Raw genomic sequence first — 26,326 nt, 5'->3', positions numbered from 1 at the left:
CCCGCTCTCTGACGTTCACCCCCCCTCCATCCAAACTTTCCTCTGTCACCATGGATTATATTCCCTGCCCATAAAAAAAGGAGTGGGGCAAGCCCACTCTCCAGGGACACATTTTAACTGTTCTCGCCTGCCGATGCACTGACAGCCATTTCGTTGCGGGAATGAAGATCTACACAGACGCTGTCTCCATTGATTGCACCAAGGCTACTTTTCCGATAAATCGTCGTAAGAAAGGACTCTCGAAGTCATGTGCTCAAAAGTTCCCTTCTCCAACATTTCTTGGCCCATGCGATGCAGCAGCGATATTGCGGCGCGAAAAGGTCCTGAGCCGGTGCTGATGCGCTGAATCCCTAGCGCTTCAAGTTCCTTTGCGGAAGGCATTCCCGGTCCGGCCAATACATTGATCGGACAGCTTATTTCATGGCGCAGTGTCTGGATGTCGGAGATTTCCTGGATTCCGGGAACAAAAATACAATCTGCCCCGGCTTCCTGGTAGGCATGGGCCCGCTTGATCGTCTCTTCAAGCCTCCCAGCAGGCGGCATAGACTTGATCCAGTAAGCATCGATCCTGGCATTGATAAAGAGAGGATAACCCATGGCATTCCCCAGCGCCCGGATCACGGCTAATTTGTTTTGCTGGAGTAAAATGTCATGCAGCGGCGCTTGCCGATCCATGCCGCTGTCTTCAATGTTTATCCCCGCCGCGCCTGCCTTGATCACCTGCTTAACCGACTCGGCGACTTCATCAGGTGTTTGTCCATACCCGTCTTCCATATCCACGGTAACCGGAATATCCACGGTTTGCACGATCCTGCGGACCGTATCCAACATCCGATCGAAGGGCATATTCCGATCCGCATACCCATGGGAAACCGCTATGCCGGCACTTGTCGTGCCGATTGCCTTGAAGCCGCACTTCTCAAAAGTGTTCGCGCTCGCAGCATCCCATGCATTGGGCAAAATAAAGAACTTAGAGTGCATTTTTTTAAAGGCGGCAAGCTTTTCAAGCTGTTTTGTCATGTCCATACTATACCTCTCCCCATCTATGACTGGCGTACTTTTGTATATAGTATAAACCGAGTACTATTCGATACCTATCGAAATATGGAATGCACTTGGAGTTCCAGAAGGATATGGAAATGTCTGACTAGAATAATAATCAGAGCCTATAAGAAATTGGAGTGAATACGGTGGGAGAAGGTAGACCATGAATGACAAAATAAATGAATTTATGATTTGGGCAGAAGAAAACGGTTGGACGATAACTAAGAATGAGGATCATCAGTTACATTTAGCTGGCAGCTTGTTATCAAGATATAAGGAAATTCCTAATGATTATTTGGAATTTTTAAGTGTTGTAAAACGATGCATCACACCTGATGAGAAGTCCTGGTTTCTTTGCGAGGATGAATACAATAATCGCTCCGATACTGAATTTAAATGGAATGAATTTGAAATGCTCAGTTTGGAGGCAGCAATGGGCGATGAACTATGGAAATCAGAAATAACTGCGTGGTGGGATTCTTACCTGCCGATCGTGATATCAGTCGATGGTGGGTATTCCTTCTATGCGATTGATTTAACCAATGACGTTGGTGCTATCGTGCGCGGATATGAACCTGAATTTGAAGAAGTTGAAAAAGCGTCCCATAATCTAGAAGGGTTTTTGGAATTGATTATGTCGAACACTATAGAGTTCCAATGATAAATAGGCAATGCATACAACCTTAGTTCGGTACTCAACCAAACTAAGGTTGTTGGCCTTCGACCCAGGGAGTATTAATATTCAAGTAGACGGCCATGATCGTTCCATTGACCGTACATTTTGTTTTCTCTCGTGTTGGTTATGAATTTGTCTAATCTGCTCTTAAATAATTCCGGTTGATTCTTATAGCTTTGTATCGTGTCGATCCGAACTCTTTTATAAAGATCCGGAAATGCCATGAAATTCTCATATACTTGCTTTTCCTCTTTTAGCCTTTGTTCTATGACCTCATCGATTCTGAAAGAAGCAGGATCCATGTCAGGAAGAACCCTCCTGCCTTCGTCACTCATGAACCCCAACTTTTCGAGGCGGCGAGCACGTTCTTTATTCAATTCGGTCCATGAGCTTTTTTTACTTCTAGGAGACAGTCTCTGGGCCAACTCGGTTTCGTACATTTTCTTTTTAATGCCATCAATCCATCCAAAGCATAAGGCCTCCTCAACGACGTCCAAATATAACAACATATCAGGGGTTGGCGTCATACTAACCAAGACCCAGCAAGACTTCTCGGTCGTGCCATGGTTCTGCAGCCAAAGCCTTAAATCCTCTCTTGTTTTTGCTGGAATGACATGCTCGATTATCATAGCTAAAACCCATCCTCCTCCTTTCTAAAGAGAATATCAAAACATGGCCTTTCATTGGAAGGCCATGTTTTGAATGCGTTACTGTTTGTTTGAAATGACTTTATCCAGAAACCGATCTGCGTCACGATTAAATTTCCAGGCAACTCCGAACTGATCAACCAGCATTCCAAAGCACGAAGACCAAGGGGTATTGGATAACGGCATCACAACATGACCGCCAACAGACAATCGGTAAAAGTAGTCTTCCAATGTTTGTTTATCATCCATGACTACACTAATAAGTACGTTATTTCCTCTCATCAACTCACCCGTTACCGCCTTCATGGAAGGCAAAATATCCGACATCATGATTTTCCCGCCTGCAAATTCTACCGAAGACTCCATGATCATATTTAATTCATGTTCTGGCAATGGATAGTTTGGATCCTGCGGAAAATCCTTAAATTTCACTTTTTTTACCTCGTTCGCATGTAGAGCCTCCGAATAAAATTCAATCGCTTCTTCGGCGATTCCATCAAAGTTCAAATAGGCAATGGCTGACATAAAGTTGTACCTCCTTCTTTTGATAGATGAAGTATAATTTATTAGTGGTGACAGACGCATGTCACCATTTAAAAATTTGTACCAAAAGAGGGGCCGTTATGGAGAAGGTTGAGAGATTAATATCCATTATCATGATATTGCTGAAAAAAGATATCGTTTCAACAAAAGAATTCGCACAATTATTCAACGTTTCCAAGAGAACGATTCTTCGCGATATGGAAACACTGAGCTTATCCAACATTCCCATCTATTCTGTTCATGGAATTCATGGCGGATACGGTATTATGGATGAATACAAGGTGGATAAGCGACTTTTAAACAGCTCCGACTTAGAAAATATACTGACTGCCCTCGGCGGATTGGAACAAATTCTAATTAGCGAGGAAGTTGAAATCACGATTAAAAAAATGGAGGCCATGGTTCACCCCATGTCACTGAAAGGTTCAGTCCGTCTATCATTTTATGATTGGGAGGGTCGGTCCGAAATTCTTCAAACCTTAAAGACATGCCAAGAATCGATCATAGGGAAAAAGTTAATTTCATTTGATTATATTGATAAAAATGGCATGATAACGAATCGTATCGTCGAGCCGTATCAGCTTCATTATAGCGAAACGAGTTGGTACTTGAAGGGATTCTGTTTACATCGTCAGAGCTATAGAACATTTAAATTATCCAGGATCGATAATCTAAAAATGAATGAAGAAACCTTTAACCCGAGAGATTATGCATTAGAACAAGGAGCAGCCAGTTACCAGCCGCAACTCGTCACCATTAAAGCGTTAATTGCGCCCGGCATAAAAGATCAGTTTATTGAAAGGTACGGTCGAAAGAGTATTGAAAGCTATAGTTCTGAATATTTCCTGGCTACCATCCATATTCCTCAAGACCCTTTTGGATTTCAATTTTTAGCAAGTTTCGGTACAAATTTAGAAATCGTTGAACCTAAATCATACGTGGAGGATTTTCGCAATTATTTGCTTAAAATGGTCGAGAAATATTCTTAAAAGGTCCCTTTTTACATTAACATGTTAGCGTCTTCTAACAGATAGCTGACTCTTTCTCCCAACACAAAAACACCTTCAAGACCGCCTCCATATCTTACGACATAGCAACGTTCTCCTGAAGGTGCTTTTCTTACCGATTCATCACTTCTCCATTCCGGTACCGGCGCCCTTCAAGCCCAGCTGGGAGTTGAAGAGCTGCTCGATCCGGGTGCAGGTATCCGCCGGGGTCTCCATGCCAGCCCACAACAGATTCAGTTCATCCAGCAGCGTCAATATTTCTGATTGGTTCATGTTGAGGATATGCAGCGGATAAGCATGCGGCAGCACCTCGAGATAACGGTTATAGTGCTGCGGATGAATGTCCGGATTCAGCAGGCTGTCATCCTCGGCCACGGACCGCAAAACCGGAATGGTGCATCCGTACTGTTTAAGCAGTTTCTGAGCTTCCTCGCCTGTCATAAAATCCACGAGTTTTTCGGCGATATTCCGATGACTGCTCGCAGCGTTGATCGACAGACCCCCACCTAACAGTATAGTGGCGGGTTTAGCCCCTTTCGGCAAGGTCATCACATCCCAGTCGATGGAATGGTCGCGGAATTCATTCATGAAATAATAAGTGGACATGATCATCGCGACCCGTTCCTTCATAAACAGGCTTTCGGCTAAATGGCTGCTGCCATGGGAAAAGATCGGCGACACATGCTCCTTGTACATCAGCGATACGCAATACTCCAGCGCTTCGATGTTCCGCTCGTCCGCCATCGTGCTCCGGCTGCGGTCTGCAGCCATGATGCTGCCTTCATTTTGAAGCAGAAAGACCGGCCAGCGGTTGGGGGACGAAGAGAAGCAGAAGCCGTAATGATCGGTCATTCCGTCTTCGTTCGGGGCCGATGTGCAGGCTTTGGCCGCCTCCAGCAGCTCCTGCCAGTCGCCAAGACTGACAGGGTGAGTCAGTCCGTGCTGACGGAAGATCGAACGGTTATAGCAGATGACTACCGGAGAGAACACAAACGGCGCCGCGAGCATGCCGCCTTCATGATTGAACAGCTCGAAGACCTGCGGATAGCTTACTCCTTCCTCCATGAGACGGGGAGGAACATATCCTGTCAGCAGATTCGTGCGCCCGCTTTCGGCCCATTCCCGGAAATGCTGATCCGACATGATAAACAGATCTGGCCCTTGACCCTCCTCCATGGAACGGATGATGGTTTCGGTGTAGAAATCCTCGGAGTACAGCACCATCTCCACCTGAACGAACGGATGCTTCCGCTCGAACGCCTCGATCATTTTTTCGATAATCGGAATCTCATAGGAGGAAGAGAACCAGGCGAGTCTCAGCACGACAGGCGTTCTGTCCTCATCCGGCACCTTCACCCGGTTGCCCTTGCCCGCGATTTTCTCGATCAATCCTTCGTTCACCAGCTCATCCAGCGCCTTCCGGATTGATACCCGGCTCATTTCATATTTCTGGCTAAGCGTATTTTCCGGCAAAATAAATTCACCCGGCTGAAGAACACCGGCAACGATTTCATTCCTTAATTCCTGAATAAAGCGTTCATAACGCTCATGAAATTCATTTCTTCTACGCAACAATATATACCGCTCCTATACATGTCTATAACATTCAGTATATCATGAGGGACATCAGGATTCCATGCACTCCGGATAAAGAACGCGGTTATATTTTACTCCGCAAGCTGTTTTTCAAGAAAAGCGTAGGCTCGCTGCCGGATATCCGGCGGAAAATCGTGCCCTTCATGACCGATCCAGCTCTCGAAAGCAGATGAAGCTCCAAGAAAATCATACAAACCATCCAGCTCCCCCAGTCCCGAGGCAATCTCCCTCCAGTTCGGAAAAATCCGGTCTCGCGTTCCGCACCACATCAACATCGGCACCGGAGCCGCAAGCGCCGCGATTTCATGCCACTCAAACGGAAGAGAGCCGTTGTTCATACTGTCCGTAATGGAAGGGATATGGGAAAACCATTCCCGAAGGCCCCAGCGGTTCGGCTCCGGATCGCCGCGAAACATCGTAAATCCGCAGCTCGAGACGACGGCCTTGATGCGTTTATCCATTCCGGCTAGAAACCAGCCGTTATAGCCGCCCAGCGAGTGGCCAATAACGCCGATCCGGCGTGGATTTACCTGGGGCAGCGAGGTCAGCACGTCGACCCCTACCATGTGATCGGAGAGCATTTTGCCGACTGCGGTCCACGCAGGGTGCCGTTGATAGAACGGAGCCGTTTGAAACGGCGCTTCTCCTGGATAGATTCGGGCGCCGAACGTGATGGAGTCCGGAGCCAGCACGGCAAAACCGCGCTGTACCAGCTCTAGTCCGTATCGCCGGTTCGCCCTTCCGGAAGCCAGACTTACATCGTCTTTTCCATTCTCGGTTGTCGGGTGAAGGGCAAGTACAGCGGGATATCCTCCTTCAGCAGGCTTTCCCGAAGGGAGCAACAGATAAGCAGGGATCGAATCCCCGTCCGGTGATTCGTACATGATCGCCTGTCTTATGTGATCTTCTTCCTCATGCACAGAAAGCACCCGGAAGCCCCCGCTGTCTGCGACGGCTCTCGGCCTATAATCAACCGGCTCCGGGGGCTCCCCCAGCAGCTGCAGCCATCGTGCTCTCAGCCTGGACTCCTTCTCCCTCCAGGCCTCAAGAGTATGGATTCCCTCTAACAGCGGCACAAATTCCCCATTAAACCGAATCATAAAAGTAATCACCCTCCTCGTCCATCCGATACCGCCACACCTCAGCACCGGAACCGAAATACACGTCTCCGTTAATGCAGGCGATTCCGCTGGTCGCTTCGACCGGAAGCACTTCCAGCAGTTCCGGCTGCATGCTCGCCGTATTTACGGTGAACATAGCCCGGCTCAGCAGACCCAGAAGGAATGGATGCCCCTTTCGCTCTATCATGAGCAGTCCCTGCCGGACGATACCGCCCCAGGAAGAAAGATCGCGGCAATGAATGACCTTTTGCAGTCCCGCATCATAAACAAAGAACACCGATTCCGAGGTCAAGCCATAGAGAAGCCCGTTTGGCCCGGAAATCAGCTGAGCGATTTCCCTGGCACCCGGAACCGGCACCCAGCGCCGAATCACTTGTCGGGCAGGCCAATTCAGCTCATACATCACCGCTCCCTCCGCCGTGCTGATCCCGCCGCCGGGCGTCTCGATGCTGGTGCCGCCGAATACCCTGCCATCCGGGAGCACTGCAATTGAAATCGTACTCTGCCCGCTGATAATATCCCGGTTCTCCAGCATCTCCACCTGCCCGGCCAGCACATCCACGATGCCGAGCCCGCCGCCTGCCGCACCATAACCGGGAAAGCCGCCGTACAACACATGGCGGCCGTCCGGATGCGCGGCTGCGCATCTCGGCCTGTGGACAGCAGCATTTTCATAGATCAGGCGGGGATTCCGATGGGGTCCTGGATCCGTACACCATTCTTTCGCCGTGTCCAGCAAATGGACCATGCCGCCGGCATAAGCCGCACCCGCGATGATGTTGCCTTGAGCCGCATAAGCGGCAATATTGCCGCCACCTCCCCGCTCCACGATATCGCCGCCCCAATCGGTCAGATGTCCAGCTGCGGTATCGTACGTGAACAGATGAAGCGGGTGATTGGAAGTGCCGTATAGAATGCCGTCCGGACCGCCGAACAGCGGGGAGAGCGGTGTTCCGCCACCCTTGTAGGTAAGCGGTAGCCGGCTCAGGCTTTCGTCCGCTTCCATGATTTCGATCTGCCTGTCGGACAGCTGCCATTTCAGCAGCACTCGACCGGCGTCAAGGTCCAGGTGCAGCTTGTTGTAACCTGTCCCCTTATACAGGGACGGGTTGACCTCCTCCGCCGACACCTGCTCTGCCCCCTGCTCGCTCAGCCGGTGCCATACGCCGTCTCCGTTCTCCCCGGATGGCAGCCAGCCGTAAACGGCGCCGTCACAGCCTTGGTGAACGGCAGCGCTGCCTGTCGTACCCGGCGCTCCCTCCAGTATTATCTCAAGCTCTCCGGTCTCCTCATGAAAACAGGTGATGGCCGGCGACGACGTGCCCAGTCCTGCATAGACCTTTCCGCCGCTCCCGCAGGCAAGCGTCATGGCATACTTCCTCTCGGCATCGAGCCTGCATAAGGTACGCGAGGAGTTCGACGAAGCATCAAGCTCAATCAGATAACTTCCCGGGTAAGTTGTAGCGTAGACCCGACCATCTCCATTCACGGCAAATGCAAAGCCGGCTCCCTCTTCCCCTTCAGGTACCCGGTACTGACCGACAAATGCCGGTTTGAACGGATCTACGACGTAAAAATAGCACCCGGCTCCCGTATAGAACCGTCCCTGGGAATCACTGATCGACGCAAACGGATACTTGCCCTCGCCCTCCGGAAAATAAAGCTGGATGCTGTTACCTGTTCCCGGATCCGTGATCAGCACATATCCCCGGGCTGCGATTACGATGCGCTCGGTCCCGTCGGCTCTCCGGCACACCGCCGCGGATCTGCTCTCGTCGACATCAACGGGTACGCCGATCCGCTCGAAAGCCCCCATCGTCCCCGTTGCCTTGCTGTCGTTCACTTCTTCCGTATCATTCATGGCTTTTCGCATAATAAGCGCCCACCTTGGCAACAGCCTGGATGATATGCTCAATATCCTCGGGCGAGTAGAATTCGTTCATCGGAATCTGCACCGCCGTATCTAAGATCGCCTCCGCGACAGGACATCGGCCAGACTCATAAGAGACGCTGCTGTCATCAAACGGAAAATGGCTCCCCGGATAAGCCTGCCGGTTCTGGAACAGCGGCTGCAAATAGCATACCTGCGGGATATAGCCGGCACGGTTGGGGATCCCCTCTGCCTCCAGCGCCCTGCAAAATTCTTCGCGGCTGCAGGTCAGCTTATCCAAGTCGAGGCGCAGCATATAGAACCAGTATGTACAGTCATGCTCCGGGTCGACCTGCGGCGGAATGACGCCCTGGATTCCCTGCAATCCTTTATTGAGCCGGTCGCCGTATTGCTGACGCCGCCCGCAAATCCAGGGCAGTTTCTTGAGCTGGGCGATTCCGACGGCTCCCTGCAGCTCGGTCATCCGGTAATTCGGTGCAATATAGCTGGTTCCCCGGTCAACCGTGGTTCCGAGACGGCGGTAGTTTTTGTCCGCAAAGGCGTGAGCGGTTTCGTAATCCTCGCGCTTTCCCGAATTGATCAGCACCATGCCCCCGTCCCCGGTGGAGATATGCTTGAAATCGTTCGTGCTGAAACAGCCATAATCGCCGATGGTGCCGGCCAGCCTGCCCTTGTACCTGGTCAGATAGGCCTGTGCGCAATCCTCAATAACCTTGATGCCGTGCTTTCTCGCGACCTCCATGATCGGGTCCATATCGCACGGATATCCCGCCAGATGGACGACAAGGATCGCTTTCGTTCTTGGCGTAACGCAGGCTTCGACCGAGGCCGGATCCAGATTGTAAGTGTACGGCTCCAGATCGGCAAACACGGGAATCGCATTCTGGTACAGAATGCCGATCAGCGTTCCCTGGTCCGTAATCGGGCTTGTAATGACCTCATCCCCTACGGAGACGCCAGCCGCACCCAGCGCGACATGAATCGCCGCGGTGCCGGAGGATGTCGCTACACTGTATTCCCGGCCGTACATCGCATTGAAATCGGCCAAAAACTGTTTAACCTTCGTGCCGAAATGATAAAAGAGCGTGTTCTGCTCCAGCGCTTCAAGCAGCTGCGCGGCCTCCTCTTCCCCGAATCTTTTGCCTGTGCCAAAAGGACCGGTCTTGACCGGCGTCCCCCCATGAATCGCTAACGGTGCCACTGTCTGATTCCTCCTCATTGTCGTTATTCGGCTGCTGTTTTCATAATGCTCGCCGCTTCTGCACACGGCCGCCCAAAGCGCATGACCGCCTGCGAAGCTGACCGCTCCACCTTTGCATCCGACGGCTGGCGCACTACCGCTCCCTGCGGAAGATTCTCGGTGATGAGGGTACCGTCTGCGCCTACCCGGAGCACCGCAGCTCGTCTGGCCTGCTCCCAGCGGGTGATCTCCTCGCTCGTCCAGAACGCATAACCGAGCCCCTTCGCGGTTTCGACCGCTAGCGAAAACGCATGCCGGACGTTCCCTAGATGATGGATGTGCTGCTGGTGAAACAGAAAATGGGCGACGCCGCGGACTTCCGCCACCTTTTCGAGAAACGGGGCAATCACCGACGCATCCGAAAGCGTGGGATGCTCCAGGTCCTGGGTCAGAAAGCCGATCTGCAGCACCCGGTATAGCCGGTTGCGATCATTCGAACGAGCGATCGGGTAATACGGATGGCTGGTACCGAACGGAAAGCCGACATTTCCTTTTTTGCTCGGCCCTCTAGTTTGATCCGCTTCGATGCCGTTCTGTTCGCACCATTCATAGAGGTCTCCCCAGCCCTCAAAGCGGGTGTAGTGGTTCTTGTTCGAAATGACCGGCGCGCCGCTGGTGCTCCGGATTACGTTCAGTTGACGGGAAAATTCCTCGGCGCTCCATATCCCCTTCTCCTGCTCCAAAGCATTATAGTGAAATGCCAGCTCATGTCCGGCAGCCTGAATTTCTTTGTAGAGCGACGGGGAGTAGCCCGGTTCGATCATGCACCAGGTCGAGCGGACGCCGTTATCCTGAAGCACGCTCAGGGTCGTTCGGGCCGCCTCCTCCATGTTGAAGTCGCTATCGTGCGAGATCATGGCCACCTGATTGACGCCTTCCGGCCAATAGTCCAGAAACGGAAGTGTCATTCCCTGCGCATCCGCTTCCTCCATCAGCTGGCGGACCATCACCTCGCGCCACCAGTCTGCATACGGCGTATCAAAGTATGGCATCCCGGTCTCCGTCACCGAGCGGTCCTCATTCCAATCCAGCTCACACCGGTCATCGGCCTTCAGAATGCCTTCGTCCACCGCTCCCGTACCGTCCGGTGCAGGGATGCCGTCCTGGACGACCGGGCCGCTGCCCTGCTGCAGCATAACGATATTCGAGGGGATGTCCACATTCCAGCGGATCAGCCGGCCGGCACCTAGCGGAAACTCCAGAACGGCTGCGGCTGACTCGGCACCAGCTTTACGGAGCCGGCGCAGAACGCCATCCGCTTGAACCGGGATGACGGATTTCTCTGACACCGTCCACGGATCGCTGCATACCGCCCTTAGAACCGGTATGCCTTGCGCATAGCTTAATCCTGACAGGTCCCCATACACCGCTTCCCGGATGGCAAAGCGGCTACAGCCCAGCCGGCCGGCCATACGGTTCAATTCGCCGTAACTGATGAGTGTCGCTCCTCGGCGGGCCCACTGCTCCAGTCGGTTCAGATCCTCTTCCTTCTCTCCCGGGTGCAGTACGACGATGATATCGGGTTCATAAGACTCAAGGGATTCGGCATCGTCAAACCTTGCATAAGGAATGCCTGCATGACCAAGCACCTCCTCCACATAAAGCTGAAACAGGTCCTGACCGTGTCCCCAGAAGTATTCCGCCGACTGCCTGTTAAACCACAGACCGATTTTCGCTGTCTTTCTCATGATTCATGTCTCCCTCCTCCACAGCTCGCATTTCCATAGGCGCTAGGTATCCCAATGCAGAACAGGGGCAAAAAGAATTGCCCCGCTGTCCTACAGATCATCTATAAGGCGTCATTTCAAAGGTCTCACTTAAACAGGGCCTTCGGATCCTTCTCTTTGATATTCGCGTTGTATTCCTGGATGATTTGGGCACCGCCTTTGTCCAGATACTCCTGAACCAGTTTATCCCAATCGGAAACCGGACGGGTGCCTGCAATCATTTTTACCTGCTCATCCATGACATACTTTCTCAGCTCGGCGCCTTTCGAGTTGTCGGTCGGCGACTCCAGTCCATTGATCGGGTTGATATAAAGCTTCATATCCTTGTACATCGTCTCGATGGCGGCTACAAGATCCACAAGCTGCTTGGTCTGATACGTAATGGAATATACATTGTCCGAGTCCTGCGGTACCCACGAGGAATTATCAACATAATACGTTGATGGGCCAAGACCGTCTCTGCCGAAGTTCTCGTTGAAGACAGGTAGGCCGTCTTTCATAACGTAACCTGAACCGACTTTGCCTGAATACCAGTCAAAATCGGCATTCTTTTCATTTTTCTGATCCTGCGGGTAGAATTTGCGTCCGAAATCGATCATCTCCAGTACTTTCTTCAGCTTTTCCGGTTCATCTTGAAGTTTGGCGCTAAGCACGGTAAGACCGTTATAACCTGCTCCGGCCATAAGTCCCTGGTTCCCATATTGGTCTATAAATGGATCCAGATGCATAAACTCGGCTTCGGGATGGATCGCCAGCAGACCGTTCATATAATCCTGCGACATTCCACGAGGCGTTCCGATGAAGATGCCTGCCTTGCCGGAGTAAAACTCCTTGTTCGTGTCTCCCCAGTTCAGTACCGCGTAGTCTTTCGACATCGCTCCCTGCTTATAAAGCTCGGTCAGCATGGTGATGAACTCCCGGCGGCCTTCGCCAATGATGCCTGGGATGTAGTTGCCCTGAGCATCCTGATGGTACCAGGCATCCGGGTCCCAATACGGTCCCTGGTTAAAGTTCGGGTTAATGTCCTGGCCGATGGCGATCCCGTATGTGTCCTTTTTGTTGTTGCCGTCCGGATCTCCGTTCGTAAACGCCAGCGCTACCTCTTTCAGCTCCTCGTAATTTGTCGGTAGTTTCAAGCCAAGCTTATCAAGCCAGTCCTTGCGGAGCACGGTGACGACCTGATACTTCGGGGCATATTGCGGAATCGCATGGATTTTGCCGTTTACCCGCATGGAGTCCCATATGTAATCAGGCACAGCCTTCAAGGTCGGATAATCGTTGATGTACGGCTCGAGATCCAAAAACGCCCCCTGCTTCGCAAACTTATTGTAGCGATTTTTCAGGTCGGTCGACATTAAGCCGATCATATCCGGAATCTGACCCGATGCAAATACGGCGTTGATCTTCTCATCAAATGCGGTATTCGGTACAAAGACAGGCTTGTAGTCTACATTGAATTTTTCGTTGATCATGTCAATGCCTGGACTCGAGGTCGGCGGCGGATCTCCGTAACGGAAATCGATTGCCGTAATCGTAAACTTTTCGTTAGCCTCTACCGGTTTCTTCCCTCCCGAAGCCGGCGCTTTCGGCTGCTCCTCCGCTTTCGGCTGGCCGCCGCATGCAGCCATGCTGATGGAGAGCAAGGCCGCCATGACTGCGGTAAGTCTGCGTTTCTTTAACATGAGCTTTCCCCCATTCTTATCAATGTTGGAGTGTGACCTCCATTTATGATTCATTCGGACAGCTCCATGATCCGGCCGTTCGAAGTCATCAACCCTTGACGGCGCCCAGCATAACGCCCTTGGCAAAGTGCTTTTGCAGGAACGGATACATGATCAGGATCGGCAGGGTCGCCATCAGAATGGCGGCCATCTGAATCGTTTCGGGAGGCGGCGGATTTTCGAGGAACAGGTTATCTCCCCCGAGCGTGCCTGTCGTTTCCCCCACCACCACAATCTGTCTCAGCACGACCTGGATCGTCCATTTGGCCGGATCATTGATGTACAGAATCGGCGCAAAATAGTTGTTCCAGTGCGTGACCGCATAAAACAGGCTGAATGCCGCCAGCGCAGGCTTCGAGAGCGGCAGGATGATGCGTCCGAAAATCTGCAGGTCATTCGCGCCGTCCACGATGCCCGCCTCGATCATATCGCTTGGTATGTTCATGAAAAATTGACGGATGACAATCAGGTTGAAGGGCGCGATCGCCACCGGCAAAATAAGCGACCAGATGGAATCAAGCAGCCCAGTTTCCTGGACGACCAGATAGGTCGGAATCATGCCGGCCGAGAACAAGAGCGCAAAGACGATCATAAACATGACGGTGCGCTGGCCGACGATCGGCCTGGACAAGGCGTATGCCATCGTCGCCGTAAAAAACAGATTGACGATGGTGCCGAGCACGGTAACCACCGACGTGTTCAGCAGCGCCTGCCGAAACGTCCTGGATGCCCAGATATATTCATAGGCGTCGGTCGTCCATTTGGACGGCCAGAGCAGCAGTTTGCTGCCCAGAAAATCCTCGAACGAGGAAAATGAAACCGAGAACAAATATACAAACGGAAAAAGCATGACTGCGGATATGACAAGCAGCAGGCTGATATTCACGCCACTGAACAAGCGGTCCGCAATGGATTTTTGCTTCATACGTCGACCTCCTCCCAGAAAGAATCGAAGCCCCTAATATACGCCCTGCTCGCCGAACCGCTTGGACAGCTTGTTGGCGGCCATAACCAGCACAAGACCGACCAGACCCTTGAAAACGCCGACCGCGGTGGAGAAGCTGTAGTCCGACTGCTGGATCCCCTTGTAATACACAAAGGTGTCGAGCGTATTGCCGATGTGCATGTTAAAGGCGTTCAGCTGAAGGAACACCTGCTCGAAGCCGACCTCCAGCACGTCGCCCAGACGTATGATCAGCATGATAATGATCGTACTTCGGATGGCGGGCAGCGTAATATGCCAGATTTGGCGGAAGCGCCCTGCACCGTCCATGACGGCTGCCTCGTAAAGAGCCGGATTAACGCCTGCCAGCGCCGCCAGGAAAATAATCGTTCCCCAGCCGGCTTCCTTCCAGATGACCTCCAAAACCAGAAAAGCTCGGAAATAATCGGGCTCGGTGAGAAAAGGGATCGTCTGCTGCAAGCCAAACAATTCTCGCAGCACGTCGTTGATCAAGCCCTCGTTGCGGAAAAAGATCGTCACGATGCCGACAACCACGACCCAAGATAGAAAATGCGGCATGTAAACGATGGACTGCAGCCCTCTTTTCAAGAGCGGATTTGCCACCTCGTTCAGCATGATGGCCAGAATGATCGGCGCCGGAAATGCGAACGCGATTTGCAGAAAGGAAATGGTCAGCGTATTCCAGATAACCTGGATAACCTCCGGGCTTTCGAAAATCCGGGCAAAGTTCGCGAATCCGACCCAAGGACTCTCCGCGAACCCCCGGAACGGGCTGTATTCTTTAAAGGCAAGCGATATGCCCAGCATGGGCAGATACCGGTACACGATAAAGTAAAGCAGGCCCGGCAGCAGCAGCAGGTACAGATAACGGTCCCTCCACATTCGGGTCCGGATTTGCTTCCATGCGCTCTTTTTGGCGGCAGCGGATGGATTGACCTCCGAAATCACGGTTTCCACACAGCTTCTCTCCCTTCCGCCTGATCACCTCTGCCGATATTCATAAGAACATAATAGCCAGGTGGTGCGGTTTGTTCGACTTCCACGCCAGCAGTTACCTGCTTCAGCTTGAAGGAGACCTCCACAGGGTGGGGGTTATGAACAATGCAGGATGAACGGCGGGCATCGCTGTATACGCTCAGAGGCAGCTCCGCCTCAAAATCGATGTCCCCGCCGGACAAACGTTCAGCCTTCCACAAATTAAGCAGGCCGTTACCCGATATGCGGGCGGCTTCTCCCTGGAAAGTAACCCCCCGGTAGCAGGCTTCCACAGCGTCAGCGCAGAACAGCCAGATATCCTCCGCCCCGCCGGGCCTTTCCACCGTTAACCCGGCAGCCAGGCTTCCGGTATCCTGCTCCTCCTGACGGATGGCCAACCTCTCGCCGTAATGGACCCGCGGATTGATCAACGTGACGAACCGCCGTCTTTTCCCCCTCGTGCCACCCACGGCTACATAAGGACCGTAGGTTTCAGCTCCGGGGTACTCGCGGAGGGCGAGCACCTTCTCCTTGGGAAAAGGACTCATAAGCTGCAGAGCGGCCTTTTCACCCTGGAATACAACGGATTCACTTCCCAGATTCTCGCCCGGAGCCTTGAGCTCTTCCCCATCCTGAACCGCCGAGGTCGTATGAAACAGCAGCTCGACCTCATCCGAATCCTGATGAAGCTCCACCTCATCCACGACGAAGTAATATGACGAATCGATATGTAGGACAGATCGTCGGAAGGATTTCAGCAGCCCGCCATAGCTTTCCGCAGCGTCCCCGACAACCGCCTCAAATGACGGGAGTAACAATTCCTCTTGGAGACCCCCGCCTCCCAGGTGGATCTGCCCCTGACCATTGACGAGCAGCGAATTGTGGCCGACCGTGCCGGTCGTGTAATCCGCCTTCGGACCAGGTACATAATCCTGGTAGCCGGGATTGGTCAACAGCCACTCTCCGCCGACATTGATCACCAGATTGTTCTGGTCCTTGTGATTATGGTCCTTCGCCGAGCAGCTTGAGGTAAAGCACAGCAGATGATCCTCATCGCCCCATCCCGACCGCAGGGCGGCCCAGCCAATGCTCCGGAACACCGCGGAAGCGCTCTTGCCGTACAGTTCCGATGGGCTTGTTGGTGAGGTATCTTTCCGTAAATATAGAAGCGATGCGTGATGCGTTGCAGCATGCTTATGCAGGTACCACAACGCTGCCGGATGGTCGTAATGGGTAGCTGTCATGGCCATGAGATAGGCGATATCCAGCTTGTAAAACGAATCCGACAGATTCGGGAATGAGCTTTCTTCCCCCGGCGCCAGCAGCCGGAAAAAACGTTCAGGAAGCTCTTCCCGTAAATACGGATGCTGAATCAGGCTGTCATCGCCGCTGATTCTCCGATAAAGATCCGCCGCCATCCAGGCATGGCGCGCAGCCACATTGTCGTACAGCAGCCCCTCTGTTTCTCCGGATTCCCTTTTTCGGTCCAGATAGCTTTGAAGATAAGTGAATCCGGACTGTAAATATTTGGCGGCGAACGGGCTCTCATCCATGATGGCCGCCGCGCCGTACAACATCGCTACCTGCTTGGCTGCCACGATGTTGTGCATATCACGGCTTCCGATATCGATGGCCAGCGGATGAAGCCCTTTTTCCAGAATGGCTTGGCGAATGGATCGCCGCTCTTCTTCCGTCAGCAAGCTGTGAATGGCATCATAGGCGCACGAAGCGCCAAGCAGCAGATGGGCGTTGCTCAGATTTCCTTCCGCGCCCCGCTCGTCAAACTCATACCATTTGCCGAAGGCGGTCAGGGACAACAGATGCTGCTTCACTCGAACCGCATACTTTTTCTCTTCCGTCACCAGGAAGGCCGTGGACATGACGACCAGCCGATCCTCTATCGTCCTGGCATACATCGTCCAGAACGGGAAGAAGGTATGGCCTTGCGGTTCTGGCATCCGCTTCGGCTCCGTTAGAGGCAGCGCTATCTTCCACCGATCCGATATGGACGGATACAGCACCTCGAAGCTATCTTCCTCCACATAGGCATCAGCTTTTGCCAGGTATCCGGCCCATAGCCTGGCTGCATCGACTACCTTCGCGGAACTGCCATCATCCCGCTTAATCCGTTCCCGAAATTCCGCGAGCTCCTCGTTCGAAAACAACATCCTCGGACGGTCCTGCAGCTTCATTTTCGCCGATAAACCTGCCGGCCGTACAAGAACCTTCCATCTAAACACCGAGAATCTATCGTTCAAAAGGTCTAAGGCAATTTCGGTCTCGCCCGGCTTTAGCCCGGTGATCACGCTGCCGTTCACCTCAACGATCTCCGGGTCGCTGCAAGTCATGCTAAAGGCCATATCCGATTGCGGCTCCATTCTTCCGCAGGGGTGCACAAGCATGAAGTTAAGCCGATGTTTCTCCCCGGTCTCCAGCAGCGAGGGCTTTATAAATTCCATCCGCAGCATCAATCGTAAGCTCCTCCTTTAATACATGAGTTTCTTTCTTTTCAATCGATCAAGAAAACGCTGTCATAAGTTTTTGCAACAAAGCCCTAATCGAAGCCATCCGCTGTTCCGTAACTCCTGGTCGCCACGCTTCAATTGAATTCTCTTGTTAATATACATGTATATTACTTGTATTTTAAACGATCTGTCAATTCAAAATTTTGTCTTATTCATCCAACTGCAACGTGATCAACAGAAAGCCAATCCCCTTCATAGGGCCTGTACAGGGAAACTTGCCCGTTCCAAAGCGTTAGGCTGTAACCCTATTTATTTCCGACTTAAATCCTTGTTGTTAATCTCGGATCCGTTACTTACGGCGTCCGATAAGGGTAATCCCAAATGTAAAGCAGCACCAAACATTCCATTTGGTGCCGCCTCTTTTTGGCCTGCTATTTAACCGTGACTACACATTCCGCCGTCTTGCTGCCATCCAGTGTCGTGACCTTAATAACCGCCGTGCCCGGCTGCAGTCCTTTGACGACTCCGGCATCGCTGACGGAAGCAACCGCGCTGTTGCTGGAGGTCCAGGACACATTCTTTACCGTTGCAAAAGATGGCTGAACCTCCGCTTTTATTTCGGCCGTTTGATCGACGGACAGCTCGAGGGTGCTGACGCTTAGACGCACCTCGGTAACCGCAGCTTTGTTATCCTCGATCACATGACGCCAGAGCTCGTTACCTGTCACAAAGTACAGGTTGCCCATGATATCCCGTGATAACCAGGCGGCCTGATTCCTCATGATCGTCATTTTTTTGTCCTCAGGATGGATGGAGAACAACTTGCCGCTCATTGTTCCGTAGACGAGGCCGTCTTTCCCGATAACGAGGCTCGCATCTCTCCACTGTCCCCCCGCTTCCGGAAACTTCTCATCCTGATACACCACCTCTCCGGACGAAGGGTCATAAATAAACAGCGTGCCCATGGCAAAACCCCAGATGTTCCCGTCCGGACCTTCCATCAGTGAAGTGATAGCTCCTTTGCCGGGGACAGGAACCAGCTCCCTTTCCTTGACTCCCTTCGCAATGTCCCACACCAATAACTTCGCTTCGCTTTCGGTCGGCGTGCTGCCGAGACCTCCACGGATTGAACTGCCTGCATAAATCTTTCCGTTCTTGTAGGCCAAAGACACGATGCTCTGATTCGGCACGATCTGCGTATGAACCGACAAATCATGGGTTGCCGGGTCATAGACGCTGAAGGCTCCGCCAAGCTTACCGTAGTCCGGAACCGTGCCAATGAACAGCTTGTTTTCCGCTCCTAGCATGGCAAACGGCCGATCCTGCAGATGATCCGTTTTCAAATCAAACAGCTTGCTCACCGTTCGGTTAGTACCGGAGCTTCTCCAGGGCTTCGTCGTGTCATATTCAAAAATATTGGCGCCCGGATAGGTGCCGAAGTACATTTTGTCTCCGATAGAGGTCATCCCCTCGGTCTGCCCGATCGAGTTATTGGTGGAGAGCCCTGTGTCCGGATCATAGATGCCCATGCCGCCGGGAAGAAATCCGCCGGCATAGATGTTCCCGTCAGGTCCTTGTCCGGTAATATGCAGATCGATAGGCTGCTTAGGAAGCGGCATGACGGCCTGCTTCAGCGTTCCCAGCTCCAAATTGTATTTGATCACTTTTGCCGAAGCATTTCCGGCAACGCCGATCAGCGTCGGACCGGGATAATCGGGCTCATCAATCAAGGCTGTTCCCCAACCGATTACGTTGGAGACAAAGTTGATCTTTTCACTGCCTGTGTATACTTCCTTCACTTCGTTGGTCGACAGATCATAGGTTTTTAGAATGCCGCCGTAAGTAAAATACACCTTACCATCGTGCGGTTCGGACACCCCTCTGGAGTGAATCAGCTCATCATCTTTAATCACTGAGCCGGTTCCTTTGTCCAGCACGATCATTTTGTAGCCGGGATCCATCTTCAGAAACAGCTTGTCGCCTACGATGTTCAGATCATAGGTGCTCGTCAGATTATACTGTGCCGGCATGATGTTGGTCTTCTGATCGGTATTCAAATCATGGCGAATGAGATAATTTTTCGTTCCGCCACCTCCAACATATAGGACGTTCTCCTCCTTGTCGTATGCCACGCTCCGCGGATAAATCTGACCCGGCATAGGGTTGCCGAAATTCGTAAAGCCTTTTACCGGGTCATATTCGAACACGGAGCCTGACGGGTAAACACCACCGTAAACTTTGCCGTCCAATCCCGGAGTCAGCTCGAAGAATTGAGTGGTTTGACTGGCCGTGCCTTCGGCTGGGTCACCGAGATTGACGATCGTATCGGTCGGCGGATCATACCGGTAGAGTGAAGCGGTGCCGTAGGAACCGAGATAAACCCTGCCGTCCGTTGCTACCGCCATCCCCCAAGCCCCGGTTGCCCCCGGCAGATCGATCGCCTTTAACGTCTCCTCGGTCTGAATATCGACGACGACAAGCTGGGCCGGATCGCCGACCTGAACCATATAAGCGACATCGCGTCCGTTTTCATTGCCGAACACTGCCCGCATGACATAGTTGTTATACACCTGGATGCCCAGATTTTGATAGGCGGGAACGACTTCCACGGATTCCTCGTCTTCTGCCAGCACGTCGCCGCTTTCGCCGTCGATCAGCCGATAGCTGAAGGTGTACTTACCGATTTTCGAAAATTTAACCCGCCAGTCCTTGGTGGAAGAGTCGTCTGCCGGCAGCTCAAAACCCGGCTTTCCGTAATCCCCGCTGTTCAGTATCGAGTGATGTCGTCCCTCTTCGTCCTGAACCGTGAACATAGTATCACCGTCTCCCTGGGTTTTGGACACCTGTAGATAAGCGGATTTGTTTCCTCCGTTCTCGTGAGCTTTCGTGGAAATCGTGACAGGCAGCGTCAGGTATTCCCCCGCACCGGCCTGATCCAGATCCGTGATCTCGATCTGATACGGCGATCGGCCCGGGGTCACATTCACCTTCTTTACCGCGGCAGCAACCACCGTTCCATCCCGACTGACTACTTTATAGGTCACCGTATATTCTCCCGGCTGATCGAACTCTGCGGTCCAATTCGAGGTGTTAGCATATTGGGGAGTCAGGCGGAAGCCCTCTTTTTGCAATTCCGACCGGTCAATGAAGGATACCTCTCCGGCTCCGGGAACCTCGGGAGAGCTGTAATCCGCGCGGCCCGGCCCGCTCGTATTCACTTCAAAATAAACATTGCCATAGGTTGCAGGAGCAGGTTCATAGGTAGCAAGCGTAACTGTGTAATCGATCATGTCTCCTACCGTAACCGTGTCCGGCAGCGTAAGGTCCAGACGATAGGACGGATGTGCGGGCTTGGCGCTGCCGTCAGCATCGGCGACCTCCGGCATAAGCAGCTGGGGAAAAATCAGTGCAAATGCTAGGGTCCAGGTCCAACCTTTGGAGCGGAATAATAATCGAGACTTCATTTCATCAACTCTCTCCTTTGACTAATTAGATTTGTAGACGCTTTCAAACAAACCGTTTTGTTCTGCTTTTATCCTGGTATGTAATTGTATTCCCCCTTTAAAAATACATGTATTTAACATGTATTTGTTGATCATAAGTTACCATGTATAACAGGCAGCGTCAACGCCTGATTATTCGTTTCTCTTCTACCGTTCAAAGTCGCTCTCACCGAATTTCCGGCCCCAAGAACTTATATACTGATAACAAAAAAAAGCCGCATCTCATACGGCTTTCAGAAACAACTACTTGCCGGGCAGCTGGATACCGTGCCATTCGCTTACATCGCATTGGCCATATTCATTATCACCCACGGCTACCACCGTGCCGTCCGATTTAAGGCCGAGCGTATGAACGCAGCCCGCCGCTACAGCTACAATGTCGCGCCAGCTCCTTACATTGCATTGGCCATGCTCATTCCAACCGACAGCCATGACCGTACCGTCCGACTTAAGGCCGATAGAATGATAACTACCTGCCGCGATCGCCACGATACCCCTCCAACCACTTACATCGCACTGGCCGTGCTTATTTAAACCCGCAGTCGCCACCGTGCCGTTCGATTGAAGCCCGACGGTATGAAGGTAGCCCGCCGCTGCCGCCACGATGTCGCGCCATCCGCTTACATTGCATTGGCCGTACCGATTATTCCCCACGATGGTTACCGTGCCGTCCGTTTTAAGACCGACGGTATGCCAGTCACCTGCCGCGACCGCCACCATATCACGCCAGCCGTTTACATTACATTGACCTTCATTATTTCGTCCCACAGCCACCACTGTGCCGTCCGATTGAAGCCCGACGGTGCGACGCCAACCCGCCGCGACCGCAACAATATCAGACCACCCGTCAACATCGCATTGATCATGCTTATTCCAACCCACAGCCGCTACCGTTCCGTCCGATCTAAGACCGATGGTATGAGCATTACCCGTGTTCGTTGCCATATGAACATTACCTGCCGCGACCGCTACCATATCGTGCCAGTCACTTACGTCGCATTGGCCGTATTGATTATCTCCTGCAGCCGTGACCGTTCCGTCCGATTGAAGGGCCACGGAATGACGTCGCCCCGCCGCTATGCTAGGTTTGGGCCACCGTTTTTCCTTTATCACTGCTTCTGTCAGTGAAGTGTAATCCATGCTTGACCTCCTCGATTTTTTATACCAACTTCGATCATATAACATTCAGGCAAGAATTCGCTTGATAGACCAGGAATCCTTGCGGGGAGGGGCATTGACTCTTAAAAAACGGGTATAGAGTAATTACCTCGAGCGAATTAAAAAAGATTATTGTGCTGAGCAGTTTAAGGGAAACCGTCTTTTTCATTGAAAGCATGCCCCCCTTAAATCATAAATTAAAGTCCCATCATAAAGAGCTTGATGGGACTTTAATTTTGAAAAATCACTGTCGCATCCTGGCACAGATCTCACCAAGCCTTGAATCCTTCCTTGTTCTAGAATTGACAGACCAGGAGAAAACCTCGTTCTCACGCCTTTCTGTATTGAGTTCATACACGCTTCATGAGTTTCATTACATTATGATCAATTATGAGTTATTACCCAAGTAAGGGTGACGAAACGTTGATTCCCCTCTTTATATAGATAGACGTGAGCACCCCATGATAAGTTACGTCCACTACTTGAATAATTTGTTAAGCTTCAGGTCACTCTATTCCCCGCTTGACGGACAATCGATGACTTCAAAATCAAACCAGTCAAACAGCGCAGGGGTTGTTTCGTTGTCACCGAATGCATACATTGCTAACATTACGCCTGTAAACCCGCCGGCAACTTCCGTCGAAAGCAGATGGGTTTCGCCCGATCCCATAAAGATGACCTCGGAAGAGTTTTGTTCGATGGAGAATCGGAAAATGCTCGGGCCTAGCTTCGATCCTTAATACGACGGGTCCCTCAGTACATTGACGGGTTTGCTCTGTGCTAATCGACCTAACGGTACGTCTGAATACGACGGATTTTTGCCCGTTGACCGGCCTTACAGCCAGATCATAATGATACTATTCATTCATAAATACGGTTAATCCCGCTTCCTCTCCCTCGTGTACAGGCTCATAGTCCAGGGCCGTGGATATATTGCAGGAAAATGGCATAAACGGCGTCCGACAAAAGCGGGGGAGCCTGCATCATGTAGAGAGGATGGATGGCCCCGAAGCACAAGATATCCCGGACGTTCATGCAGTGACCAGCTTTCCTGTAACGGATTGCGCAAAAAGACCCAGTCCAAACCAAGGCTGCCCTCATCGAAATTATCTCTGATCGGCTTTGCAGGCCACCGGAGCTCGGGCAGCTGCGGCTTGTCCATCTCCTGCTCCACGCGTCCCTCGATGCCGATGCTCGGCCAACCGTCAGCCGTCCACGTGACGGGAGCCAGAAATGTCTCTCTGCCGAGATGATGACGCATAGGATAAGAAAACGGCCCACCAACTGCCATCCTGGGCCTGCACCAGATCTGCGTGTCCTGTCGCGTGTATGCTGCTTCTTCGGCTTCGATGCGACAGGATGGGATTATGCGGACAGTACTCAAACGGTCCATAAGGACGTTGGCTTCGTGCGACGGTCACCATATAATTTAGAACTTTGTCCTCAATCCTTGATTTTAGAGTCTAAAAACAGCATGATAGGGCAAGTGGTCACTGCAAGTCATGATTGGGAGGGAGTTCGAATGAGAAGCGTTCATTTGAATTGGTTTACGACCGATGAGCAATTTAAGTTCTTTATTCAGTACGGCAGACATGAGGAGGATATGTATGTGCATCGCCATGCTGATTTCTCCGAACTCGTTATTGTTTTGCATGGGAATGCCACCCATATTGTCAATACAGAAGAATCGTTTATCAAGAAAGGGGACGTATTTGTCATTAACGGCACAACCTCCCATGGATATAAGGATCCTCATGAGTTTCGTATTTGCAACATCATGTATAAACCCGAGATGCTGGAATCGGCAGGTCCTGAGTTCAAAAGATCGAACGGGTATCAGGCGCTTTTCGTTCTGGAACCGTATTACCGCAATATTAACCACGCCTTGAGCAAGATGAGCTTGCCGATCTCAAGTCTGGATTACGTAACGTCCGTTGTTGATTTCATGATTGAGGAGTACACAAACAAGCTGCAGGGCTACCAGACCATTTTGCGTTCACGTTTTATGGAGCTCGTCGTCCAGTTGTCAAGGCAGTATGAAAAACAGGAGCGGCGTCAAGGGGCCCAAAGCAATCTGATGCACTTGGCCGAGGCCATTTCCTTTATGGAGGATAACTATTTGCAGCCCATTTCTCGTGAAGAAATTGCGGCGAAATCGAATATATCCGTCAGACATTTGAATCGGATTTTCCAATCCTATTACCAAACGACACCCTTCGCCTATCTCCTGCAGCTCCGCTTGGAGCACGCATGCAGGCTGCTGAAGACGACCAGCCTTCCGATTTCGGAAATTTCTTATCAGAGCGGATTCAACGACAGCAATTATTTTACTCGTCAGTTCACCAAGGTCTTTACACTATCTCCAAAAGCATATCGAAAAAACAGGTAAGTGCTTTCCACTCGTGGCCACGCAGGTTCATCTCCACACACGACGCCTCGCTAATGGAAGAAGCGACGCACCTGTGGATAAAAGGTACGTCGCTTCATGATTACAACTTCTGATAGTTAAAGTTTTTAAACGTAACCTCGCCGGAACCTTTCATCCGGAGAGCGATTCGTAATGCAAGAAATCCGCCCAACGAATTGTGATGCCAGCCGGAAGTTTCGAATGAGTGTTCAAATTTATTCCATTCCGATCCATCCGCACTGTAATAAAATACGACCTCATGCTCGTTATTTTCAAGACGTACGATGACCCGCCGATGCGGATAAGCCTTTGAAGGGGTCTCCCAGCCGCGAATAATACCGTATAAGCCCTCTTGGGATATGCCAAATCCGCTATACGTCGATTCATTATAAAACAATAAAAACTGCCCTTCCGATTCTTCGGAGAGCTCAATCTCCACTTGTGCCGCATACGAATGGTCCTCCGGCATAAAGACCAAGGGTGCCGCCTCGGTCGCAGCCTGGAGCGTTATCGCATGTTTCTGAAGGGTATACTGCATCTCATTGCTTGATTGATACCAGCTCCACGGATATCCCAGCCCGCCGGACGCGGCTTGAAATTCATCGTAAGCCATGCCGTGTGTGACGGCCCCGCCCGGCGGTTTAAGAATGGGCTCGTCGGTCTGACCATGAGGCGGGACGCGGAACCATCCGTCTTCCGTCCATTCCAGCGGTTCGAGCAGCGTTTGTCTGCCGAGCGTGTAGTACCCTTTTTCGTACGCGTGATAAACGATCCACCAGCCGCCATCCGGGGTGTCAACCAGTGAACCGTGCCCTTTGGAGCACCATCGTTCATTCCGGCTTTGCGTTCGAATAATCGGGTTGTAGGGAGAGTGCTCATATGGCCCCCATGGTTCTTTGGATCGGGCAGAAGCGACCATATGACTTGTCGCAGGACCCGATGTTCCTCCTTGCGCCACGGTAAGATAGAAATATCCGTTATGAAACGTGAGTTTGGGTGATTCCATAAAGTTTCCTTCCACGACCCATTCCTTCGGAAACGGCCAACCATCATACACTTTGCGAGGGGCGCCAACGGCCGACAGTCCGTCCTCGGCCAGTTCTACCATATAACCATCGCTAAAAAACAAATACCGATTTCCATTGGAATCCGCGACATGTCCCGGGTCAATTCCTTGAACCCCCACTTTTTGGGGATCGCTCCAAGGTCCGTATGGATGTTGTGCCGTAAGCACCATGATCTCTTCTTGGATGGGAGCATAGATATAAAACCGGTCTTTGTAGTATGTCAAATCAGGTGCCCACACATCGCCGGCATAATCGGTTAACGCTTTGGCGATGGGTTCCCAGTTCACCAGGTCTTTAGAGTGCCAAATCAGTAACCCCGGCGCAAACTTAAAACTGGAGTGTGTCATATAATAATCGTTTCCGACTCTGACCACGCTAGGATCCGCATAATCACCGGCCAATATCGGATTTCTATAGGTGCCGTTTCCTAAATCTCCGCTTGCTTGCATAATCCAAACTCCTCACATTCCATGATGTTATAACCTGTCCAAACTACAATTATAAGCAGATCGAAATGACTGGACCTTGATTATACGGTCATGGATTAGCACGATTGAGACATGACAGTGGCGGA

Annotated in this window: 20 protein-coding genes and 1 pseudogene; 3 read left to right on the top strand and 18 right to left on the bottom strand. The window is 51.7% G+C overall.

Going from position 1 to position 26,326, the window contains the following annotated elements:
* Positions 1 to 204: 204 nt before the first annotated feature.
* The gene (locus ACETK5_RS10935) at positions 205 to 1,026 is read right to left on the bottom strand and encodes an isocitrate lyase/PEP mutase family protein (RefSeq protein ID WP_326120563.1); all 822 of its coding nucleotides are present in this window, start codon (positions 1,024 to 1,026) and stop codon (positions 205 to 207) included.
* Between the two features lie 181 nt (positions 1,027 to 1,207).
* On the opposite strand from ACETK5_RS10935, the gene ACETK5_RS10930 reads away from it, so the two are divergent.
* Positions 1,208 to 1,705, top strand: a complete 498-nt coding sequence (locus tag ACETK5_RS10930; protein WP_394055576.1) for an SMI1/KNR4 family protein — start codon at positions 1,208 to 1,210, stop codon at positions 1,703 to 1,705.
* A gap of 74 nt (positions 1,706 to 1,779) precedes the next feature.
* Here ACETK5_RS10930 and ACETK5_RS10925 read toward each other — a convergent pair whose 3' ends face one another.
* Both ACETK5_RS10925 and ACETK5_RS10920 read right to left on the bottom strand, forming a co-directional pair.
* A complete protein-coding gene (locus ACETK5_RS10925) occupies positions 1,780 to 2,349 on the bottom strand; it encodes a YdeI/OmpD-associated family protein (RefSeq protein WP_394055574.1) in 570 nt (189 codons plus the stop codon).
* 78 nt (positions 2,350 to 2,427) lie between these two features.
* Positions 2,428 to 2,892 carry a VOC family protein gene (locus tag ACETK5_RS10920; protein ID WP_009595424.1) on the bottom strand — a complete coding sequence of 155 codons (465 nt, stop codon included), beginning with the start codon at positions 2,890 to 2,892 and terminating at the stop codon, positions 2,428 to 2,430.
* Between the two features lie 98 nt (positions 2,893 to 2,990).
* Here ACETK5_RS10920 and ACETK5_RS10915 point away from each other — a divergent pair, with 98 nt between their 5' ends.
* The gene (locus tag ACETK5_RS10915; protein ID WP_326113498.1) at positions 2,991 to 3,899 is read left to right on the top strand and encodes a helix-turn-helix transcriptional regulator; all 909 of its coding nucleotides are present in this window, start codon (positions 2,991 to 2,993) and stop codon (positions 3,897 to 3,899) included.
* A 141-nt stretch (positions 3,900 to 4,040) separates the two neighbouring features.
* Here the strand turns inward: ACETK5_RS10915 and ACETK5_RS10910 are convergent, their stop codons facing one another.
* From ACETK5_RS10910 to ACETK5_RS10845, 14 genes and pseudogenes are all read right to left on the bottom strand, one after another.
* Positions 4,041 to 5,492: an extracellular solute-binding protein gene (locus tag ACETK5_RS10910; protein WP_326120558.1), complete on the bottom strand. Its 1,452-nt coding sequence runs from the start codon at positions 5,490 to 5,492 to the stop codon at positions 4,041 to 4,043.
* A 92-nt stretch (positions 5,493 to 5,584) separates the two neighbouring features.
* Positions 5,585 to 6,613: an alpha/beta hydrolase family protein gene (locus ACETK5_RS10905; RefSeq protein WP_394055571.1), complete on the bottom strand. Its 1,029-nt coding sequence runs from the start codon at positions 6,611 to 6,613 to the stop codon at positions 5,585 to 5,587.
* On the bottom strand, positions 6,600 to 8,507 hold the full coding sequence (locus tag ACETK5_RS10900) for a hypothetical protein (protein ID WP_394055570.1): 1,908 nt from the start codon (positions 8,505 to 8,507) through the stop codon (positions 6,600 to 6,602). The genes ACETK5_RS10905 and ACETK5_RS10900 overlap by 14 nt, the downstream gene beginning before the upstream one ends.
* Positions 8,488 to 9,726, bottom strand: coding sequence for a DegT/DnrJ/EryC1/StrS family aminotransferase (locus ACETK5_RS10895; protein WP_394055568.1), 1,239 nt, complete (start codon positions 9,724 to 9,726; stop codon positions 8,488 to 8,490). The genes ACETK5_RS10900 and ACETK5_RS10895 overlap by 20 nt, the downstream gene beginning before the upstream one ends.
* Before the next feature lie 23 nt (positions 9,727 to 9,749).
* A complete protein-coding gene (locus ACETK5_RS10890; protein ID WP_394055566.1) occupies positions 9,750 to 11,453 on the bottom strand; it encodes a polysaccharide deacetylase family protein in 1,704 nt (567 codons plus the stop codon).
* 125 nt (positions 11,454 to 11,578) lie between these two features.
* Complete coding sequence (locus tag ACETK5_RS10885) at positions 11,579 to 13,174, bottom strand: extracellular solute-binding protein (RefSeq protein WP_394055564.1); 1,596 nt, start codon at positions 13,172 to 13,174, stop codon at positions 11,579 to 11,581.
* Between the two features lie 88 nt (positions 13,175 to 13,262).
* Entirely contained in the window at positions 13,263 to 14,138 is an 876-nt protein-coding gene (locus ACETK5_RS10880; RefSeq protein ID WP_394055562.1) for a carbohydrate ABC transporter permease, read from the bottom strand.
* 33 nt (positions 14,139 to 14,171) lie between these two features.
* Positions 14,172 to 15,134: an ABC transporter permease gene (locus ACETK5_RS10875; RefSeq protein ID WP_326113491.1), complete on the bottom strand. Its 963-nt coding sequence runs from the start codon at positions 15,132 to 15,134 to the stop codon at positions 14,172 to 14,174.
* A complete protein-coding gene (locus ACETK5_RS10870) occupies positions 15,122 to 17,620 on the bottom strand; it encodes a heparinase II/III family protein (RefSeq protein WP_394057390.1) in 2,499 nt (832 codons plus the stop codon). The genes ACETK5_RS10875 and ACETK5_RS10870 overlap by 13 nt, the downstream gene beginning before the upstream one ends.
* A 428-nt stretch (positions 17,621 to 18,048) precedes the next feature.
* The gene (locus ACETK5_RS10865; RefSeq protein WP_394055561.1) at positions 18,049 to 21,081 is read right to left on the bottom strand and encodes an Ig-like domain-containing protein; all 3,033 of its coding nucleotides are present in this window, start codon (positions 21,079 to 21,081) and stop codon (positions 18,049 to 18,051) included.
* A 282-nt stretch (positions 21,082 to 21,363) separates the two neighbouring features.
* Positions 21,364 to 22,260 carry an RCC1 domain-containing protein gene (locus ACETK5_RS10860; protein ID WP_394055559.1) on the bottom strand — a complete coding sequence of 299 codons (897 nt, stop codon included), beginning with the start codon at positions 22,258 to 22,260 and terminating at the stop codon, positions 21,364 to 21,366.
* A gap of 529 nt (positions 22,261 to 22,789) precedes the next feature.
* Positions 22,790 to 22,948 (bottom strand): beta-xylosidase family glycoside hydrolase, encoded by a 159-nt coding sequence (locus tag ACETK5_RS10855; RefSeq protein ID WP_394055557.1) that lies wholly within the window; start codon positions 22,946 to 22,948, stop codon positions 22,790 to 22,792.
* Positions 22,949 to 23,135: 187 nt separating this feature from the next.
* Positions 23,136 to 23,440 (bottom strand): annotated as a pseudogene (locus tag ACETK5_RS10850) (beta-xylosidase family glycoside hydrolase).
* Between the two features lie 43 nt (positions 23,441 to 23,483).
* On the bottom strand, positions 23,484 to 23,702 hold the full coding sequence (locus ACETK5_RS10845) for a family 43 glycosylhydrolase (protein ID WP_243390709.1): 219 nt from the start codon (positions 23,700 to 23,702) through the stop codon (positions 23,484 to 23,486).
* A gap of 98 nt (positions 23,703 to 23,800) precedes the next feature.
* On the opposite strand from ACETK5_RS10845, the gene ACETK5_RS10840 reads away from it, so the two are divergent.
* Entirely contained in the window at positions 23,801 to 24,667 is an 867-nt protein-coding gene (locus ACETK5_RS10840; RefSeq protein ID WP_326120547.1) for an AraC family transcriptional regulator, read from the top strand.
* Positions 24,668 to 24,767: 100 nt separating this feature from the next.
* On the opposite strand, the gene ACETK5_RS10835 is transcribed toward ACETK5_RS10840, so the two are convergent.
* Positions 24,768 to 26,201 (bottom strand): family 43 glycosylhydrolase, encoded by a 1,434-nt coding sequence (locus ACETK5_RS10835; protein ID WP_394055554.1) that lies wholly within the window; start codon positions 26,199 to 26,201, stop codon positions 24,768 to 24,770.
* Between the last annotated feature and the right edge of the window lie 125 nt (positions 26,202 to 26,326).

This window comes from Paenibacillus ilasis, from assembly GCF_043195395.1.
In the GTDB taxonomy this organism is placed as follows: Bacteria; Bacillota; Bacilli; order Paenibacillales; family Paenibacillaceae; genus Paenibacillus_AQ; species Paenibacillus_AQ lautus.
This window is presented reverse-complemented; position numbering and strand designations above follow the sequence as displayed.

Bases quoted from the DNA above. Each gene is read 5' to 3' on its own strand.
- ACETK5_RS10935 (WP_326120563.1), bottom strand. From the start codon at position 1,026: ATGGACATGACAAAACAGCTTGAAAAGCTTGCCGCCTTTAAAAAAATG.
- ACETK5_RS10930 (WP_394055576.1), top strand. From the start codon at position 1,208: ATGAATGACAAAATAAATGAATTTATGATTTGGGCAGAAGAAAACGGT.
- ACETK5_RS10925 (WP_394055574.1), bottom strand. From the start codon at position 2,349: ATGATAATCGAGCATGTCATTCCAGCAAAAACAAGAGAGGATTTAAGG.
- ACETK5_RS10920 (WP_009595424.1), bottom strand. From the start codon at position 2,892: ATGTCAGCCATTGCCTATTTGAACTTTGATGGAATCGCCGAAGAAGCG.
- ACETK5_RS10915 (WP_326113498.1), top strand. From the start codon at position 2,991: ATGGAGAAGGTTGAGAGATTAATATCCATTATCATGATATTGCTGAAA.
- ACETK5_RS10905 (WP_394055571.1), bottom strand. From the start codon at position 6,613: ATGATTCGGTTTAATGGGGAATTTGTGCCGCTGTTAGAGGGAATCCAT.
- ACETK5_RS10900 (WP_394055570.1), bottom strand. From the start codon at position 8,507: ATGCGAAAAGCCATGAATGATACGGAAGAAGTGAACGACAGCAAGGCA.
- ACETK5_RS10890 (WP_394055566.1), bottom strand. From the start codon at position 11,453: ATGAGAAAGACAGCGAAAATCGGTCTGTGGTTTAACAGGCAGTCGGCG.
- ACETK5_RS10885 (WP_394055564.1), bottom strand. From the start codon at position 13,174: ATGTTAAAGAAACGCAGACTTACCGCAGTCATGGCGGCCTTGCTCTCC.
- ACETK5_RS10880 (WP_394055562.1), bottom strand. From the start codon at position 14,138: ATGAAGCAAAAATCCATTGCGGACCGCTTGTTCAGTGGCGTGAATATC.
- ACETK5_RS10870 (WP_394057390.1), bottom strand. From the start codon at position 17,620: ATGCTGCGGATGGAATTTATAAAGCCCTCGCTGCTGGAGACCGGGGAG.
- ACETK5_RS10865 (WP_394055561.1), bottom strand. From the start codon at position 21,081: ATGAAGTCTCGATTATTATTCCGCTCCAAAGGTTGGACCTGGACCCTA.
- ACETK5_RS10860 (WP_394055559.1), bottom strand. From the start codon at position 22,260: ATGGATTACACTTCACTGACAGAAGCAGTGATAAAGGAAAAACGGTGG.
- ACETK5_RS10855 (WP_394055557.1), bottom strand. From the start codon at position 22,948: ATGGGATCGGGCGAAACCCATCTGCTTTCGACGGAAGTTGCCGGCGGG.
- ACETK5_RS10845 (WP_243390709.1), bottom strand. From the start codon at position 23,702: ATGGTGACCGTCGCACGAAGCCAACGTCCTTATGGACCGTTTGAGTAC.
- ACETK5_RS10840 (WP_326120547.1), top strand. From the start codon at position 23,801: ATGAGAAGCGTTCATTTGAATTGGTTTACGACCGATGAGCAATTTAAG.
- ACETK5_RS10835 (WP_394055554.1), bottom strand. From the start codon at position 26,201: ATGCAAGCAAGCGGAGATTTAGGAAACGGCACCTATAGAAATCCGATA.